Here is a 16,865-nt window from a genome sequence, read left to right on the forward strand (position 1 = left end):
TCCTGGTACTTCGACACCGACCCGAACGGCGACGGCACCCCCGACTTCGCGATCAACAAGGGCGTCCGGGTCTCCTTCGTCGACCACACCGACCGGCTCGCGCCCCGGTACCGGCACGTCCTGCTGGTCGAACCGGTGAAGACCTCCGCAGGCGCCTACTCCTACGCCCCGGTGCAGCGGCACGCGGGCGGCATCCTCTGGTACGGCAACCTGCTCTACATGGTGGACACCACCAAGGGCCTGCGGGTGTTCGACCTCGACACGCTCTTCGAGGTGGCGACCGGCAAGTCCGACGTCTGCGGGCTGGACGCCGACGGCAGGTACTACGCCCACGACTACCGCTACGTGCTGCCGCAGAGCGCCGCGTACGACAACACCGGCACGCTGCTGCGGTTCTCCTGCCTCGGGCTCGACCGGGCCGGCACGCCGGACAGCCTGACCGTCGGCGAGTACGCGGCGGACCTCGCCGACCCGGTGGTGGACTACGCGGGCACCGGCTGGAACGGCAACGGGACGAAGATCGGCACGCCCAAGGTGGTGCGCTGGAACCTGGACCACACGGACCGCCGGCTCGGCTCGACCACCGCCTCGGAGGCGCTCACGGTCAAGCAGGGCAAGATCCAGGGCGTCGTCTCGCAGCAGTCGAAGCACTACCTCTCCACCAGCAACGGCTCTGCCAACGGCAGCCTGCGCACCGTGACGTCCGGATCGGACACGCCGTCCACCGTCGCCAGGCTGGCGGTGGGCAGCGAGGACCTGAGCTTCCACAGCGCGGCCACCACCGACTGGGCCTATCCCGAGTCGGTGATCTGGAACCTCAGCGAGTACGCCGGGGCCAGGTACGTCTACGCGGTGCGGGCCGACGGCTCCTGACCGGCGGCCCGGCGCGCCCCTCGACCGCTCTGCACCCGCACCAGCACCCGCACCAGCACCCGCCCCCGCAGGCTCCGCCGTGTTCGCCCGACCCGACCGGAGTGGGCACAGGATGTCGGGTGCGGCAGGGTGGGCCCTTCCTACGGTGGTGGTCAGCAAGAGGAAGGACGAGGTCGGGATGCTGGAGCAGCTCAACCGGGCGATCGCCCACATCGAGGAGCACCTGGACGAGCCGCTCGACGCCGCCGAGCTGGCGCGGATCGCGGTGACGTCGGAGTACCACTTCCGGCGGCTGTTCTCGGCGCTGGCCGGGATGCCGCTGTCGGAGTACGTGCGACGCCGGCGGCTCACCGTCGCCGGGGCCGAGGTGCTGGCCGGTGAGCGGACGCTGCTGGAGGTGGCGGTCCGCTACGGCTACACCTCGGGCGAGGCGTTCGCCCGCGCGTTCCGGGCGATGCACGGCGTCGGGCCCGGCGAGGCCAGGCGCGGTGGCCTGGCGCTGCGCTCCCAGCCCCGGATCTCCTTCCGACTCGTCGTCGAAGGGAGTAGCAGCATGGAGTACCGGATCGTCGAGAAGCCGGCGTTCAAGGTGGTCGGCCGGAGGGCGCGGGTGCCCCTGGTCCACGAGGGGGTGAACCCGGCGATCGCCGCGTTCATCCGCGAGATCGGCCAGGAGGGCATCGCGCGCATCGCCGCGCTCTCCGACCAGGAGCCGGAGGGCGTGGTCTCGGTCACCGAGTTCTTCTCGGACAACCGCGAGGAGGGCGTCGAACTCGACTACTACCACGCGGTGGTGGCGGGCGCGGACACCGTCGTGCCGGACGGGCTGGACGTGCGGGAGGTGCCGGCCGGCACCTGGGCCGTCTTCGTCAACCGGGGGCCGTTCCCGAAGGCGCTCCAGGAGATGTGGCGGGACGTCTACACGCTCTGGTTCCCGTCGAACCCGTACGAGACCAAGCTCGGTCCGGAGATCCTGCGGACGAGGTTCCTGTCCGACGAGGAGGCGGAGGCCGAACTCTGGATCCCCGTGGACCGGGCGCTGCGGTGAACCGCTGAGTCGGTCCGCCCTTCCGCCCGTCCATCCCTCCGCCCGTTCAGCGCATCACCGGCAGGCCCGGGCCGCGGCCGGGCCGCATGCTGGGCCGGGGGAGTGCGGCGGAACGAGGAGTGGATCGAGGATGGCCAAGGCGTTCGGGTTCGTCGACTACGGCGGGCCGGAGACTCAGGAGTTCCTGGACCGGCCGGTGCTGGAGCCGGGCCCGGGCCGACTGGGGATCTCGGTGCGGGCCGCCGGAGTGAACCCGGTGGACTGGAAGATCCGCCGCGGGCTGCTGGGCCGCAACCGCGAGCTCCCGGCGGTCTTCGGGCAGGAGGCCGCGGGCGTGGTCGAGCGGATCGGGCCCGGCGTCACCGGCTTCACCCCGGGAGACGAGGTGTTCGGGGTGGCCGCGACCGGTGCCTTCGCCGAGCAGACCCTGCTGCGCGCCGACCTGAGCGCGGTCAAACCCCGCGGGATCGGCTTCGCCGAGGCGGCGACGCTACCGGTGGCGGCCGCCACGGCCGACGACGGCGTCCGGGACGTCGGCGTCGGCTCCGGCGGGACGCTGCTGATCCTCGGCGTCGCCGGCGGTGTGGGCAGCGCGGCCGCGCAGATCGCCCGCAGCCGGGGCATCCGGGTCCTCGGCACGGCGAGTGACGCCAACCGCGCCCACGTGGAATCCCTGGGCGCCGTACAGGTGCGCTACGGCGACGGCGTGGCCGAGCGGATCCGGGCGGCCGCGCCGGACGGTGTGGACGGCATCCTCGACCTGGTCGGCGGGGAAGCCCTGCGGGCCGCCGCCGCGACGCTGGCCGACCGGTCGAAGCTGGTCTCCACCGCGGACCCGGACACCGCCGCCGAGCTCGGCGGCCGCTACGTCACCCGGTCCACCACCCCGGCCACGCTCGCCGCACTGGCCGATCTGGTGGCGGCGGGCGAGCTGGACCCGCACATCACCGGCCGGTACCCGCTCGCCCACGCCGCCGAGGCGATGGCGCTGGTCGAGTCGGGGCACGCGCGCGGCAAACTGATCCTCGAAATCGGCTGAGAGCAGAGCGACGAGATGAAGCAGAACAGCGTGACCGTCGGCGGGCCGTGCTGGGTCGAGCACGGCAGCGCCGACCCGATCGCCGCCCAGCGGTTCTACGGCGAGATCCTCGGCTGGCAGGCCGAGCCCGACGAGCGGCCCGAGGCCGGCGGCTACACCTTCATGAAGCTGGACGGCAAGGTCGCCGCCGCCATCACCCCGCTCTACGGGGAGGGGCAGCCGACGGCCTGGACGGTCTCCTTCGCCGTCGACGACGCGGACGCCACCGCGGCCCGGATCACCGAGGCCGGCGGCAGCCTCATCGTCCCGCCGATGGAGGCGCTGGACTTCGGCCGGTTCGTGATCGCCGCCGACCCGTCCGGTGCGGTGTTCGCACTCTGGCAGCCGCGCGCGCTGCTGGGCGCCGAGGTGCTCAACGAGCCCGGCGCGCTCGGCTGGGTGGAACTGCTCACCCGCGACCCGGACGGTGCCCGCGCCTTCTACCCGGCGGTGTTCGGCTGGTCGGTGAACCCGTCCGAGCAGTACACCCAGTGGGGCCTGTCCGGTGAGGACTTCGGCGGCATGCTCACCATGGACGACCGCTTCCCGCCGCAGGTGCCGGCGCACTGGCTGCCGTACTTCGCGGTCGCCGACGCCGACGTGGCGACGTTCCGCGCGGGGAACCTCGGTGGCGACGTGCTGATGCCGCCGGTGTCGATGGCGAACGACCGGCGGATCGCCGTCCTGCGCGACCCGATGGGCGCGGCCTTCGGCATCTACGCGGCCGGGCCCGAGGGCTGACCCGCCTCCGTCCCCTCCTCCGTTCCCGCCTCCGCCCCCGTCCCCGCCGCCGGGCGGCGGAGCCGGGCCGCCCTGCCGGCCACCGCCGCCACGGCGGTGACCAGCAGCGCCGCCGCCGGCACCACGTCGCCCACCCGGTCGTACCAGGTCGCCGTGGTGGCGGCGGTGAGCGGCAGCCGGACCGTCAGTGTGCCGGTGCCGCCGGTGCCGAGCCGCGCCAGCTCGCGCCCCTGCGCGTCGAAGGCGGCCGAGACGCCGGTGAGCGAGGCCTGGACGGCCGGGCGGCCGGTCTCGGCGGCGCGGATCGCGGCCAGCGAGACGTGCTGCTCGGGGGCCCAGGTGCGCTGGAAGGTCGAGGTCGAGGACTGGTAGACCAGCACCCGGGCCCCGTCGTTCGCGGCCGCCCTGGCCATGTCGGGGAAGGCCGACTCGAAGCAGACCAGCGCCCCGACCGGCAGCGGCGCACCCGTGCGGTCGGTCGACGGCAGCAGGTGGAACGCCGTGCCCGGCGCCCGGTTCTCCCCGGCCGCCCGGCTCACGCCGGCGATCCAGCCGAGCGCCGGGCGCAGCGGGATGTACTCGCCGAACGGCACCAGCCGGATCTTGCGGTAGCGGTCGACGATCCCGTCCGGCGAGATCAGCACCGCGTCCTTGGAGATCCGCCCGTCCGCCTTGCGCGCGTCCTCGCCGGCCAGCACCTCGGCGCCGGTCAGCGCGGAGAGCCGGCGCAGCCGGGCCAGGGCGGCCGGGTCGCGGTCCAGGTCGGCGGTGGTGCTGGACTCGCCCCAGACGACCAGGTCGACCGGCCGCCCGCCCAGCGTGGCGGTGGCCGCGGCGCTCGCCTCGAACCGGGCCTGCGGATCCTCGACGATGCCCGGCTGCACCAGCGCCACGGTCGCCTCCCCGGCGCGGGCGGGCGCGGCCCGGAGCGCGAACAGCGCCGGGCCGGCCGCCAGCACCACCACGGTCGCCAGCGCGGCGAGGGCGCGCGGCTGCCACCGGACGGCGGTGAGCGCGATCAGCACGCCGGTGTTGACGGCCACCACGGCGGCGCTGACCAGCCAGATCCCGCCGGCCGAGGCCAGCGCGAGGACGGCCGGGTGCTGCCACTGGGTGGCGCCGAGGAGCGCCCACGGCCCGCCGAGGGCGTGCCAGGAGCGCGCGTACTCGGTGGCCAGCCAGACCGCCGGGAGGACGGCCAGGGCGAGCAGCGCGCGGCGTGCGGTCAGCGGTGGGTGCAGCAGCCGGTGGGCGGCGTAGCCGAACCCGGCCTGGAGGACGCCGAAGACGACGGCGAGCAGCGGCAGGGCCGGCCCGACGGACGGGAGCAGCCAGTACATCCCGGTCAGGATGAACCCGGCGCCGAACCACCAGCCGCGCACCGCCGCCTCCCGGGCCCCGGGCGCCCGCTGCATCAGCAGCAGGCCGGGGACGAGTGCGACCCAGGCGAGCCAGGCCTGCCTGGGGGCCGGGAAGGCGAGCACCGGCAGGGCCCCGGCGGCCAGCGCCGCCGCCCGGGCCCGGTAGCGGTGGGCGCGGGCGTCGCGGTCCGGTGCGGCGGGCACTGCGCCGTGGACGGGCCGGGCGGGGGCGAGGCGGCGGGACATGCCCCGTATTGTCCGCTCGGCAGAGGGGTGCCACCAGCATTTCCGTCACCCGAACGGGTGACGGGAATGCGGACGGCCCGAGGAGTGGATGCCGCCGACGTGCTCCCGGCGGGGCGGTCGGGGCCGCCGACGTGCCTCCGGCGGGGCGGTCGGGGCCGCCGTCCGCCCCGCCCGGAGCACGCCTGGCTCAGCCCTCGTCGCCCTCCAGGTCGCCCTCGGTCTCCAGGAAGGCGGCCTGCAACTGCTCGATCAGCTCCGGGTCCGGCTGCTCCCACAGCCCGCGGCTCGCCGCCTCCAGCAGCCGCTCGCTGATCCCGTGCAGCGCCCACGGGTTGGCCTCGGCCAGGAACTCCCGGTTGGTCGGGTCGAGCACGTACTCCTGGGTCAGCTTCTCGTACATCCAGTCCGCGACCACGCCGGTGGTGGCGTCGTAGCCGAACAGGTAGTCCACGGTGGCCGCCATCTCGAAGGCGCCCTTGTAGCCGTGCCGGCGCATCGCCTCGATCCAGCGCGGGTTGACCACCCGGGCGCGGAAGACGCGGGCCGCCTCCTCGGTCAGGGTGCGGGTGCGGACCGTCTCCGGGCGGGTCGAGTCGCCGATGTAGGCGGTCGGCGCCTTGCCGGTGAGGGCGCGCACGGTGGCCACCATGCCGCCGTGGTACTGGAAGTAGTCGTCCGAGTCGGCGATGTCGTGCTCGCGGGTGTCGGTGTTCTTGGCGGCGACGGTGATCCGCCGGTACGCGGTCTCCATCTCCTCGCGGGCCGGCCGCCCGTCCAGGCCGCGGCCGTACGCGTAGCCGCCCCACACCGTGTAGACCTCGGCCAGGTCGGCGTCGGTACGCCAGTCCCGGCTGTCGATCAGCTGGAGCAGGCCGGCGCCGTAGGTGCCCGGACGGGAGCCGAAGACCCGGACCGTCGCCTTGCGCTCGTCGCCGTGCACGGCGAGGTCGGCCTGGACGTGGGCCCGGACGAAGTTGTCCGCCGCCGGCTCCTCCTGGGCGGCGGCCAGGCGCACCGCGTCGTCCAGCAGGGCGACCACGTGCGGGAAGGCGTCGCGGAAGAAGCCGGAGATGCGCAGCGTGACGTCGATGCGCGGGCGGCCCAGCTCCTCCAGCGGGATCGCCTCCAGGCCGGTGACCCGGCGCGAGGCGTCGTCCCAGACCGGGCGGACGCCGAGCAGGGCGAAGGCCTCGGCGATGTCGTCGCCGGCGGTGCGCATCGCGCTGGTGCCCCAGAGCGAGAGGCCGACCGAGGGCGGGTAGGCACCGCCGTTGTCGGCGGTGTAGCGCTCGACGAGCGAGGCGGCCAGGGCCTGTCCGGTCTCCCAGGCGAGCTTGCTGGGCACCGCCTTGGGGTCGACGGAGTAGAAGTTGCGGCCGGTCGGCAGCACGTTGACCAGGCCGCGCAGCGGCGAGCCGGACGGGCCGGCCGGCACGAAGCCGCCCTGCAGCGCGTGCAGCACGGCGTCCAGCTCGTCGGTGGTGGCGGCCAGGCGCGGGACGACCTGGGTGGCGGCGAAGGTCAGCACCTCGGCGACGGCGGCCGGCAGTCCGGCGGCCACCTTCTCGACCGCCGCCGGCGCCCAGTCCTCGGCCTCCATCGCCTCGACCAGGGCACGGGCCTGTGCCTCGGCCGCGTCGGTGGCGCCCAGGGTGAGCGCCGCCTCGTCCAGGCCGAGCGCCTCGCGCAGGCCGGGCAGCGCGCTGACGCCGCCCCAGATCTGCCGGGCGCGGAGGATGGCGAGCACGATGTTGACCCGGTCGGTGCCGCTCGGCGCCTGGCCTAGGACGTGCAGGCCGTCGCGGATCTGGGCGTCCTTGATCTCGCAGAGCCAGCCGTCGACGTGCAGCAGGAAGTCGTCGAAGCCGTCGTCCTCCGGGCGCTCGTCCAGGCCGAGGTCGTGGTCCAGCTTGGCGGCCTGGATCAGGGTCCAGATCTGGGCGCGGATGGCGGGGAGCTTGGCCGGGTCCATCGCGGCGATGTTGGAGTGCTCGTCGAGCAGCTGCTCCAGACGCGCGATGTCGCCGTAGGAGTCGGCGCGGGCCATCGGCGGCACGAGGTGGTCGACGAGGGTGGCGTGGGCGCGGCGCTTGGCCTGGGTGCCCTCGCCCGGGTCGTTGACCAGGAACGGGTAGACCAGCGGGAGGTCGCCGAGGACGGCGTCGGGGCCGCACTCGGCGGAGAGCGCGGCGGTCTTGCCGGGCAGCCACTCGAGGTTCCCGTGCTTGCCGAGGTGGATGACGGCGTGGGCGCCGAAACCGCCGTCCTCGCGCGCCGCCTCGATCCAGCGGTAGGCGGCCAGGTAGTGGTGGGACGGCGGGAGGTCGGGGTCGTGGTAGATCGCGACCGGGTTCTCGCCGAAGCCGCGCGGCGGCTGGATCAGCACGAGCAGGTTCCCGGAGCGGATCGCGGCCAGCACGATGTCGCCGTCCGGGTTCTGCGAGCGGTCCACGTAGAGCTCGCCGGGGGCGGGGCCCCAGTGCTCCTCGACCTGGTCGCGCAGCGCCTGCGGCAGCTCGGCGTACCAGCGGCAGTAGTCGGCGGCGGGGATGCGGACCGGGTTGCGGGCCAGCTGTTCTTCCGTGAGCCAGTCCTGGTCGTAGCCGCCCGCCGCGATCAGCGCGTGGATCAGGGCGTCGCCCTCGTGGCCGTCCTCGCCGGTGTCGTCCAGCCCGGGGAGCCCGGCGCCGAGGTCCATGCCCTCCGCGCGCAGCCGCTCCAGCAGCCGGACGGCGCTGGCCGGGGTGTCCAGGCCGACGGCGTTGCCGACCCGGGCGTGCTTGGTCGGGTACGCGGAGAGGACGAGGGCGAGCCGGCGTTCGGCGGCCGGGACGTGGCGCAGCCGGGCGTGCTTGACGGCGGTGCCGGCCACCCGGGCGGCGCGCTCGGGGTCGGCGGCGTAGACGGTCAGACCGTCCTCGTCCAGCTCCTTGAAGGAGAACGGGACGGTGATCAGACGGCCGTCGAACTCGGGCACGGCGATCTGGGTGGCGGTGTCCAGCGGGGAGAGGCCGTCGTCGCTGGCCTCCCACTGGGCCCGCGACCAGGTCAGGCAGAGCGCCTGCAGGATCGGGCGGTCGAGCGCGGCGAGCGCTCCGGCGTCCCAGGCCTCCTCGTCGCCGCCGGCCTGGGCGTCGGCCGGGCGGGTGCCGCCGGCCGCGAGCACGGTGGTGACGATCGCGTCGGCCTCGCCGAGCGCGGCCAGCAGTTCGGGCTCGGCGCCGCGCAGCGAGGCGCAGTAGTAGGCGCGGGCCTGCGCGCCCTGGTCCTCGACGGCGCGGCAGAGGGTCTCGACGAAGGCGGTGTTCCCGCTCATGTGGTGGGCGCGGTAGTAGAGCACCGCGACGGTCGGGCCAGCGGTCGTGCGGGCCTCGCGCTCCAGCGGCCCCCAGGCCGGCGCGGAGGCGGGCGGGGCGAAGCCGTGGCCGGTGAGCAGCACCGTGTCGGACAGGAAGGAGGCCAGCTCCGCCAGGTTGGCGGCGCCGCCGTGGGCGAGGTAGGCGTGCGCTTCGGCGGCGATGCCGGCCGGAACGGTGGACAGCTCCATCAGCTGGGCGTCGGGCGCCTGCTCGCCGGTGAGCACCACCACCGGGCGGGGGCCGGCCAGCAGCGCGTCCAGGCCCTCCTGCCAGGCCCGGCGGCCGCCGAGCAGGCGGACGACCACGAGGTCGGTGCCCTCCAGGAGCTCGGGCAGCTCCTCGGCGGTGAGCCGGGCCGGGTTGCCGAGGCGGTAGCGGACCGGGCCCTCCGAGGCACGGGCGCTGAGCAGGTCGGTGTCGGACGTCGACAGCAGCAGGATCATGCGAAGGCCCTCCCGGCCTTGTCGGTGGACAGGACCGCGAGTGCGGGCATGCGGCGGCGCATGGCTTCAAGCCTTCCTCGGGGTCCGCGCCCCGGGCCGGTGGAGGACGGCAGGAGTTCCTGGCTCCCGCGGCTGCCCGGGAGTCCGGTGAACCGCGGTCACAGTGGCGGGACCGCACCGGGCTTGCACCGGTTTCCTCCCCTGCGCCGTCGCTGGCGTGCGGGCGGCCCGCGCGGGGCGCCCGGCAGCATCGTACGGGGTGCGGCTGAGCTGGGGGAGTGCGACCGGGAGTGTGACCGGGAGTACGGAGGCAACCGATCGGATCATCTGTATGCTCGCGGCCATGCCACCGACTCCCGACGCCACGATGCCGGGCGCCGGCGCGCCCGACCGGGGCCGCGCGGACGCCTGTCCGGGGGCGCTTCGTCTGCACACCGCCGACGACGGCGCCCTGGCGCGGGTGCGGCTGCCCGGCGGTCTGCTGACGGAGCGTCAGGCGCTCGCGCTGGCCGAGGTCGCGACGGCGCTGGGCGACGGCGGCCTGGAGGTCACCTCGCGCGGCAACGTCCAGCTGCGCGGCCTCGCCGCCGGCTGCGGCGCCGAACTCGGCGCCCGGCTGCGGGCCGTCGGACTGCTGCCCTCCGACACCCACGAGCGGGTGCGCAACATCGTCGCCTCCCCCGGTCCCGGCGCCGGCCACGCCGACGTGCGGGCCTGGGCGCGCGAACTGGACGCCAAGCTCTGTGCGAGCCCGTGGGCGACCGGACTGTCCGGCAAGTTCCTGTTCGTCCTGGACGACGGGCGCGGGGACGTGGCCGCACTGAACGCCGATGTGACGTTGATCGCAGGCCCGGCCGGCACCGCCCTGCTGCGCCTCGGGAGTGCGGCCACCGCGCGCCCGGTGCCGGCCGGCCGGGCGGTGGACGCGGCGCTGGCGGCCGCCCGGGAGTTCCTGGACGCGCTGCGCGCCGCCGGCCGTACGGCCTGGCACCTGCGGGAGGTCCCCGAGCTGCTGGCGCCGGGCGCGGTCGAGCTGCCGGCCTTCGCCGCGGCGCCCCCGGCGCTCGGCGCACTGCCCGGCGGCCTGGCGGTCGGCCTGCGCTTCGGCCGCTGCGGCGCCGCCGCGTGGCGGGCGCTGGTCGACGCGGCCGAGGGCGAGCTGAGGCTCACCCCGTGGCGGGCGGTGGTGCTGCCCGGCGCGCCAGCCGAGCGGCTGGCCGGCCTCGGCGCGGCCGGCTTCCGGACCGCGACCGGCACGGGCTGGGACGGCGCGAGCGCCTGCACCGGCCTGCCGGGCTGCGCGAAGTCCCTGGCCGACGTCCGGGCCGACGCGGCCCTGGCGCTGGCGGCGGCCCCGGCCGCCGGCCTGCCGGTGCACTGGTCGGGGTGCGAGCGGCGCTGCGGCCACCCGGCCGGGCAGTGGGTCGACGTGCTCGCCACCGGGCAGGGGTACCGCGTGACGGTGGCGGGCGCGCCGCAGGGGCGCGGCACCGTGGATGTGACGAACGAGGAGATGGCCGAGGCGGTCGCCGAGGCCCGGAGGACCACGAAGTGATCGAGTACGAGAAGGACGGCGCGTCCATCTACCGCCAGTCCTTTGCCACCATCCGGGCCGAGGCCGAGCTGGCCGCCCTGCCCGCGGACGTCGCCCAGGTCGCAGTGCGGATGATCCACGCCTGCGGCATGACCGACCTGGTCGAGGACCTGGTGTACTCGCCGGGCGTGGTCGCCTCGGCCCGCGCCGCGCTGCACGCCGGAGCGCCCATCCTCTGCGACGTCAACATGGTCGCCAGCGGCGTCACCCGCAAGCGGCTGCCCGCCGACAACGAGGTCATCTGCACCCTCACCGACCCGTCGGTGCCCGAGCTGGCGCGCAGGATGGGCAACACCCGCAGCGCCGCCGCCATGGAGCTGTGGCTGCCCCGGCTGGAGGGCGCGGTCGTCGCCGTCGGCAACGCGCCGACCTCGCTGTTCCGGCTGCTGGAGCTGATCGAGGCGGGCGCGCCGCGCCCGGCCGCGGTGATCGGCGTCCCGGTCGGCTTCATCGGCGCGGCCGAGTCCAAGGAGGCCCTGGCGAAGCACCCGTCCGGCCTGGAGCACCTGGTGGTGCGCGGCCGGCGCGGCGGCAGCGCGATCGCCGCCGCCGCCGTCAACGCGATTGCGAGCGAGGAAGAGTGACGATCGATCAGGCAATCACGGGCCGACTGTACGGGGTCGGGCTCGGCCCGGGCGATCCGTCCCTGGTCACCGTCCGCGCCGCCGAACTCATCGGCAAGGCCGACGTGGTGGCGTACCACAGCGCCCGGCACGGCCGCTCGATCGCCCGGTCCATCGCCGAGCGGTACCTGACGGGCGGTCAGATCGAGGAGAAGCTGGTCTACCCGGTCACGGTCGAGACCACCGACCACCCGGGCGGCTACCGGGGCGCCCTCGACGACTTCTACGAGGAGGCCGCCGCCCGGCTGGCCGCCCACCTGGACGCCGGCCGCGACGTCGTCGTGCTGGCCGAGGGGGACCCGTTCTTCTACGGCTCCTACCAGCACATGCACAAGCGCCTGGCGCACCGCTACCCGACCGAGGTGGTCCCCGGCGTCACCTCCGTCAGCGCCGCCGCGGCCCGGCTCGGCCAGCCGCTCACCGAGGCCGAGGAGACGCTCACGATCATCCCGGGCACCCTGCCCGAGGAGGAGCTGACGGCCCGGATCGCCTCCGCCGACTCCGCCGTGATCATGAAACTGGGCCGGACCTTCCCGGCCGTCCGCCGCGCCCTGGAGCGGGCCGGCCGGCTGGAGGACGCCCGGTACGTCGAGCGCGCCTTCATGGACGGCGAGCGCACCGCGTCGCTGGCCGAGGTGGACGCGCAGACCGTGCCGTACTTCTCGGTGGCCGTGCTGCCCAGCAAGGTCGCGCCGCTGGAGCCGCAGGTGCGGCTCGCCGACGGGACGGGCAGCGTCACCGTCATCGGCACCGGCCCGGCCGGCCCGCTCTGGCTCACCCCCGAGGCGCGCGGCGCCCTCGCCGCCGCCACCGACCTGGTCGGCTACACCACCTACCTGGACCGGGTGCCCGTCCGGCCCGGCCAGCAGCGGCACGGCTCCGACAACAAGGTGGAGTCCGAGCGTGCCGAGTTCGCCCTCGACCTGGCCCGTCGCGGCCACCGGGTCGCGGTGGTCTCCTCCGGCGACCCGGGCGTGTTCGCGATGGCGACCGCCGTCCTGGAGGTGGCCTGCGAGGAGGCCTACCGGGACGTCCCGGTCCGGATCGTGCCCGGGATGACCGCCGCCCACGCGGCCGCCTCCCGCGCCGGGGCCCCGCTCGGTCACGACTACGCGGTGGTCTCGCTCTCCGACCGGCTCAAGCCCTGGGACGTGGTGGCCGCGCGGCTGCGCGCGGCCGCCGGGGCGGACCTGGTGCTCGCCCTCTACAACCCCGGCTCGCAGTCCCGCACCACCCAGGTCGGCCGCGCCCGGGACCTCCTGCTGGAGTACCGCGCGCCGGAGACCCCGGTGGTCATGGCCCGGGACGTCGGCGGACCGACCGAGCGGGTCCGCACGGTCCGCCTCGGCGACCTCGACCCCACCCAGGTCGACATGCGGACCATCCTGCTGATCGGCTCCTCCCAGACCCGGGCCGTCGAACGCGGCAACGCCACCGAGGTCGTCTGGACGCCGCGCCGCTACCCGGAGGCGTGAGCCCGGGGGCGGGTCGCGGCCGTCGGCCCGACCCGCCCCGGCCGGGTCGGTGCCCGGCTGGGCGGGGAGAATGGGGGCGTCCGGGAACAGGGTGTGTGGCGAGGAGCGGGCGTGAGCGAGGTCGGTGGTCGGGCCGGGCAGCTGCGGAGCAGCGGGCTGCGGCACGGATGGACGACCGGGGCGTGCGCGACCGCCGCGACCAGGGCGGCGTACCAGGCGCTGCTGACCGGGGAGTTCCCCGACCCGGTGGTGATCACGCTGCCCAAGGGCCAGCAGCCCGCCTTCGCCCTGGCCGCCGAGCGGCTGGCGGACGGGCCCGGCGGCCCGCGCGCGACGGCCGGGGTGGTGAAGGACGCCGGGGACGACCCGGACGTCACGCACGGCGCGCTGATCCGCTCCACGGTCTGGGCGGGGGAGCCCGGCTCCGGGGTGGTCTTCCGGGCCGGGCCCGGGGTCGGCACGGTGACCAAGGCCGGCCTGCCGCTGCCCGTCGGCGAGCCCGCCATCAACCCGGTGCCCCGGCAGATGATGCGGGACGCGGTGGCGGAGGTGGCCGCGGCGTTCGGCGCGACCGGGGACGTGGTGGTGGAGATCTCGGTGGACCACGGCGAGGAGATCGCCCGCTCCACCTGGAACCCCCGGCTGGGCATCCTCGGCGGTCTCTCCATCCTCGGCACCACCGGCATCGTCGTCCCCTACTCCTGCTCGGCCTGGATCGACTCCATCCGGCGCGGGGTCGACGTGGCCCGCGCCGCCGGGCGCACCCACGTCGCCGGTTGCACCGGCTCCACCTCGGAGAAGGTCGCGGTCGCCGAGTACGGTCTGCCCGAGGACGCGCTGCTGGACATGGGCGACTTCGCCGGCGCCGTCCTGAAGTACCTCAAGCGCCACCCGGTGCCCCGCCTCACCATCGCGGGCGGCTTCGCCAAGCTCTCCAAGCTCGCCGCCGGGCACCTCGACCTGCACTCGGCGCGCTCCCAGGTGGACAAGGGCTTCCTGGCGGAGCTGGCCCGCCAGGGCGGCGCCGGCCCCGAGTTGGTGCAGGCCGTGGCCGCCGCCAACACCGCGTTGGAGGCCATCCAGCTCTGCCGGGCAGCCGGCGTGCCGCTCGGCGACCTGGTCGCCGAGGCGGCCCGGGCCACCGCGCTGGGTGTGCTGGTCGGTTCACCGGTCGCGGTGGACGTCATCTGCATCGACCGGGCCGGCACCGTCGTGGGCCGGGCGGAGCCGCGGGGGCCCGCCCCGGCCTGACGTCCCCGCTCCCGGCTGCGAACCGTCGCCATGATGTGAAGATCTGACGTCCATACGGGGTGAGAAACGGACAAATGCGGCGCCGCGCCCACCTTTGATTCTGGTGCTATCTCAGCCATGAGATATGGTCTGCCGGGTGACAGGCGACTACCTCACCCGTATCGGCACCCTCATCCGTACCGCGCGTCAGCACCGTGGTTGGTCCCAGGCCCAGCTCGGCGAGGCCCTCGGCACCAGCCAGAGCGCGGTCAACCGCATCGAGCAGGGCAAGCAGAACGTCAGCCTTGAGATGATCGCGCGCATCGGCGAAGCGCTGGACAGTGAGATCGTCTCGCTCGGCTACGCCGGTCCGATGCACCTGCGGGTCGCCGGCGGCACCCGGCTCTCCGGCGCGATCGACGTCCGCAGCAGCAAGAACGCGTGCGTGGCGATCCTCTGCGCCTCGCTGCTGACCACCGGCCGCACCACCATCCGGCAGGTCGCCCGGATCGAAGAGGTCTACCGCATCCTCGAGGTGCTCACCAGCATCGGCGTCAAGAGCCGTTGGACCAACGACGGCCGCGACCTCGAACTCACCCCGCCCGCCGAGCTCGACCTCGCGGCGATGGACGTCGAGGCCGCCCGCCGCACCCGCAGCGTGCTGATGTTCCTCGGCCCGCTGATGCACCGCGCCGACAAGTTCGCCATCCCGTACGCCGGCGGCTGCGACCTCGGCACCCGGACCGTCCAGCCCCACCTCACCGCGCTGCGCCGGTTCGGCCTGGAGGTCGCCACCACCAGCGGTGCCTACCACGCCTCGGTCGAGCCCGGCGCCCCGATGGACCGGCCGATCGTGCTGACCGAGCGCGGCGACACCGTGACCGAGAACGCCCTGCTCGCCGCCGCCCGGCACGACGGTGTCAGCGTCATCCGCAACGCCAGCCCCAACTACATGGTCCAGGACCTCTGCTTCTTCCTGGAGCGGCTGGGCGTCAGGATCGAGGGCATCGGTACCACCACCCTCACCGTGCACGGCGTGCCCGAGATCACCTGCGACGTCGACTACACCCCGGCCGAGGACCCGGTGGAGGCGATGAGCCTGCTCGCCGCCGCCGTCGTCACCTCCTCCGAGCTGACCATCCGCCGGGTGCCGATCGAGTTCCTGGAGATCGAGCTGGCCGTGCTGGAGGGCATGGGCCTCGACTACGACCGGACCTCGGAGTACCGCGCCCACAACGGCCACACCCGGCTGGTCGACCTCACCGTGCGCCCGTCCAAGCTGACCGCACCGATCGACACCATCCACCCGATGCCCTTCCCGGGCATCAACATCGACAACGTGCCGTTCTTCGCCGCGATCGCGGCCGCCGCCCACGGCACCACGATGATCCACGACTGGGTCTACGACAACCGCGCCATCTACCTCACCGAACTCACCCGGCTCGGCGCGGACATCAAGCTGCTCGACCCGCACCGCGTCCTGATCCAGGGCCCGACCCGCTGGCGCGCCGCCGAGATGGTCTGCCCCCCGGCACTGCGCCCGGCCGTGGTCATCCTGCTCGCGATGCTCGCCGCCAAGGGCACCTCGGTGCTGCGCAACGTGTACGTCATCAACCGCGGCTACGAGGACCTCGCCGAGCGCCTCAACTCGATCGGCGCCCAGATCGAGACCTTCCGCGACATCTGACGGTCACTCGAATCCCTTCGCCGCCGGCCGGCCTCAGCCATCGAGGTCGGCCAGCAGCGCAGCTGTGCTCAGTCCGGCCGCCAGGTACTCCACGAACAGCCGGTTGTTCAGCGCCCACGGCGAACGCCGCTCGCGGACCAGCTCCACCGCCCGCTCGGCCTGGTGGCCGAGCTCGACCAGCGCCTGGGCGACCACCAGGCCGGAGCGGTTGCAGCCGGAGTGGCACCGCACCAGGACGCGCCGCCCCTGCCGGACCGCCTCCGCGGTGTACGCCGCCGCCTCCCCGACGGCCAGCAGTTGCCCGGCGGAGAGCGGCCCGTCCGGCACTTCGCGGACCAGGTGCTCCACCCCCGGCGCCGGTCCGTGCCCGGCCCGGGTGAACAGGCTGACCACCAGGTCGAACTCCCGCTCCACGACAACCGGTTCGAGCGGGCGGCGGGGTGGGGTGACGAAGTGCCCGCCCATCCAGAGCCCGGGCGTGATCTCGCTCCACCGCTCCGGGGGCCCGGGGGCGTCGTGATCCTTCTGGCGGGTCGGCATCTCTTCTCCGTCGCTCGTTCAGGCCGGCCGGGGCTACTCGCCCGTCTCGCCGTCGAGGTGTTCGCGCAGCAGGTCGGCGTGGCCGTTGTGGCGGGCGTACTCCTCGATCATGTGGGTGAGGATCCAGCGCAGCGAGAAGGCCTCCTCGCCGTGGTGTCCGAGGGCGTCCAACGACTCAGCGGCGGCGACGAGTTCCCGGGCGTGGTCGCACTCGCCGCGCCAGACGGCGAACGCCTCCTGCGGATCGGCCGTGTCGACGTCGAACTCGGCGAAGCTGCCGTCCGGGTGCTTCCAGAAGCCCGGCCGTCCCTCGCCGTTGAAGGTGTTGCGGAACCAGCCGCGCTCGACCTCGGCGAGGTGGCGGACCAGCCCGAGCAGCGAGAGCTCGGACGGCGCCAGCACCCGCGCCCGGAGCTGCTCGGTGGTCAGCCCGGCGCACTTCATGGCGAGGGTGTCCCGCTGGAAGTCCAGGAAGCTGGCCAGGGTGGCCCGTTCGTCGGCGGTCTGCTCGGTCCGGGTGCGGGGAAAGTCGCTCATCGGAGCATCGTGGCAGACCGGGACGGGAAC

12 protein-coding genes, 1 pseudogene and 1 riboswitch are annotated in these 16,865 nt (G+C 74.7%); of the genes and pseudogenes, 9 read left to right on the plus strand and 4 right to left on the minus strand.

Features of this window, described 5'->3' with window-relative positions; all coding sequences use genetic code 11:
• The 4 genes and pseudogenes from MCM47_RS17645 to MCM47_RS17660 all read left to right on the plus strand — a co-directional run.
• Window positions 1–873: pseudogene (locus MCM47_RS17645) on the plus strand (hypothetical protein); the annotation flags it as partial.
• Between the two features lie 178 nt (window positions 874–1,051).
• A complete protein-coding gene (locus MCM47_RS17650; RefSeq protein WP_238862668.1) occupies window positions 1,052–1,921 on the plus strand; it encodes an AraC family transcriptional regulator in 870 nt (289 codons plus the stop codon).
• A gap of 130 nt (window positions 1,922–2,051) precedes the next feature.
• The gene (locus tag MCM47_RS17655) at window positions 2,052–2,960 is read left to right on the plus strand and encodes an NADP-dependent oxidoreductase (protein WP_238862576.1); all 909 of its coding nucleotides are present in this window, start codon (window positions 2,052–2,054) and stop codon (window positions 2,958–2,960) included.
• Between the two features lie 15 nt (window positions 2,961–2,975).
• The gene (locus MCM47_RS17660) at window positions 2,976–3,740 is read left to right on the plus strand and encodes a VOC family protein (protein WP_238862577.1); all 765 of its coding nucleotides are present in this window, start codon (window positions 2,976–2,978) and stop codon (window positions 3,738–3,740) included.
• Here the strand turns inward: MCM47_RS17660 and lnt are convergent.
• Window positions 3,716–5,347 (minus strand): apolipoprotein N-acyltransferase, encoded by a 1,632-nt coding sequence (lnt, locus tag MCM47_RS17665; protein ID WP_238862578.1) that lies wholly within the window; start codon window positions 5,345–5,347, stop codon window positions 3,716–3,718. The genes MCM47_RS17660 and lnt overlap by 25 nt on opposite strands.
• 187 nt (window positions 5,348–5,534) lie before the next feature.
• The gene (gene cobN / locus MCM47_RS17670) at window positions 5,535–9,149 is read right to left on the minus strand and encodes a cobaltochelatase subunit CobN (protein ID WP_238862579.1); all 3,615 of its coding nucleotides are present in this window, start codon (window positions 9,147–9,149) and stop codon (window positions 5,535–5,537) included.
• Between the two features lie 113 nt (window positions 9,150–9,262).
• Window positions 9,263–9,348: riboswitch (cobalamin riboswitch) on the minus strand.
• A 132-nt stretch (window positions 9,349–9,480) separates the two neighbouring features.
• Here cobN and MCM47_RS17675 point away from each other — a divergent pair.
• The 5 genes from MCM47_RS17675 to MCM47_RS17695 all read left to right on the plus strand — a co-directional run bounded on the left by MCM47_RS17675 (window position 9,481) and on the right by MCM47_RS17695 (window position 15,758).
• Entirely contained in the window at window positions 9,481–10,704 is a 1,224-nt protein-coding gene (locus MCM47_RS17675; RefSeq protein WP_374209147.1) for a hypothetical protein, read from the plus strand.
• The gene (locus MCM47_RS17680; protein ID WP_238862581.1) at window positions 10,701–11,327 is read left to right on the plus strand and encodes a precorrin-8X methylmutase; all 627 of its coding nucleotides are present in this window, start codon (window positions 10,701–10,703) and stop codon (window positions 11,325–11,327) included. The genes MCM47_RS17675 and MCM47_RS17680 overlap by 4 nt, the downstream gene beginning before the upstream one ends.
• Complete coding sequence (locus MCM47_RS17685) at window positions 11,324–12,841, plus strand: precorrin-2 C(20)-methyltransferase (protein WP_374209148.1); 1,518 nt, start codon at window positions 11,324–11,326, stop codon at window positions 12,839–12,841. The genes MCM47_RS17680 and MCM47_RS17685 overlap by 4 nt, the downstream gene beginning before the upstream one ends.
• Window positions 12,842–12,952: 111 nt before the next feature.
• The gene (locus tag MCM47_RS17690) at window positions 12,953–14,092 is read left to right on the plus strand and encodes a cobalt-precorrin-5B (C(1))-methyltransferase (protein ID WP_238862582.1); all 1,140 of its coding nucleotides are present in this window, start codon (window positions 12,953–12,955) and stop codon (window positions 14,090–14,092) included.
• Window positions 14,093–14,228: 136 nt separating this feature from the next.
• Window positions 14,229–15,758: a UDP-N-acetylglucosamine 1-carboxyvinyltransferase gene (locus MCM47_RS17695; RefSeq protein ID WP_238862583.1), complete on the plus strand. Its 1,530-nt coding sequence runs from the start codon at window positions 14,229–14,231 to the stop codon at window positions 15,756–15,758.
• A 33-nt stretch (window positions 15,759–15,791) separates the two neighbouring features.
• Here the strand turns inward: MCM47_RS17695 and MCM47_RS17700 are convergent, their stop codons facing one another.
• Together MCM47_RS17700 and MCM47_RS17705 are read right to left on the minus strand one after the other, a co-directional pair.
• Window positions 15,792–16,298 carry a protein phosphatase gene (locus MCM47_RS17700; protein ID WP_238862584.1) on the minus strand — a complete coding sequence of 169 codons (507 nt, stop codon included), beginning with the start codon at window positions 16,296–16,298 and terminating at the stop codon, window positions 15,792–15,794.
• A gap of 33 nt (window positions 16,299–16,331) precedes the next feature.
• Window positions 16,332–16,835, minus strand: a complete 504-nt coding sequence (locus tag MCM47_RS17705; RefSeq protein WP_238862585.1) for a DinB family protein — start codon at window positions 16,833–16,835, stop codon at window positions 16,332–16,334.
• Window positions 16,836–16,865 lie beyond the last annotated feature (30 nt).

The sequence above is a fragment of the Kitasatospora sp. A2-31 genome, assembly GCF_022288725.1.
GTDB lineage: Bacteria > Actinomycetota > Actinomycetes > Streptomycetales > Streptomycetaceae > Kitasatospora.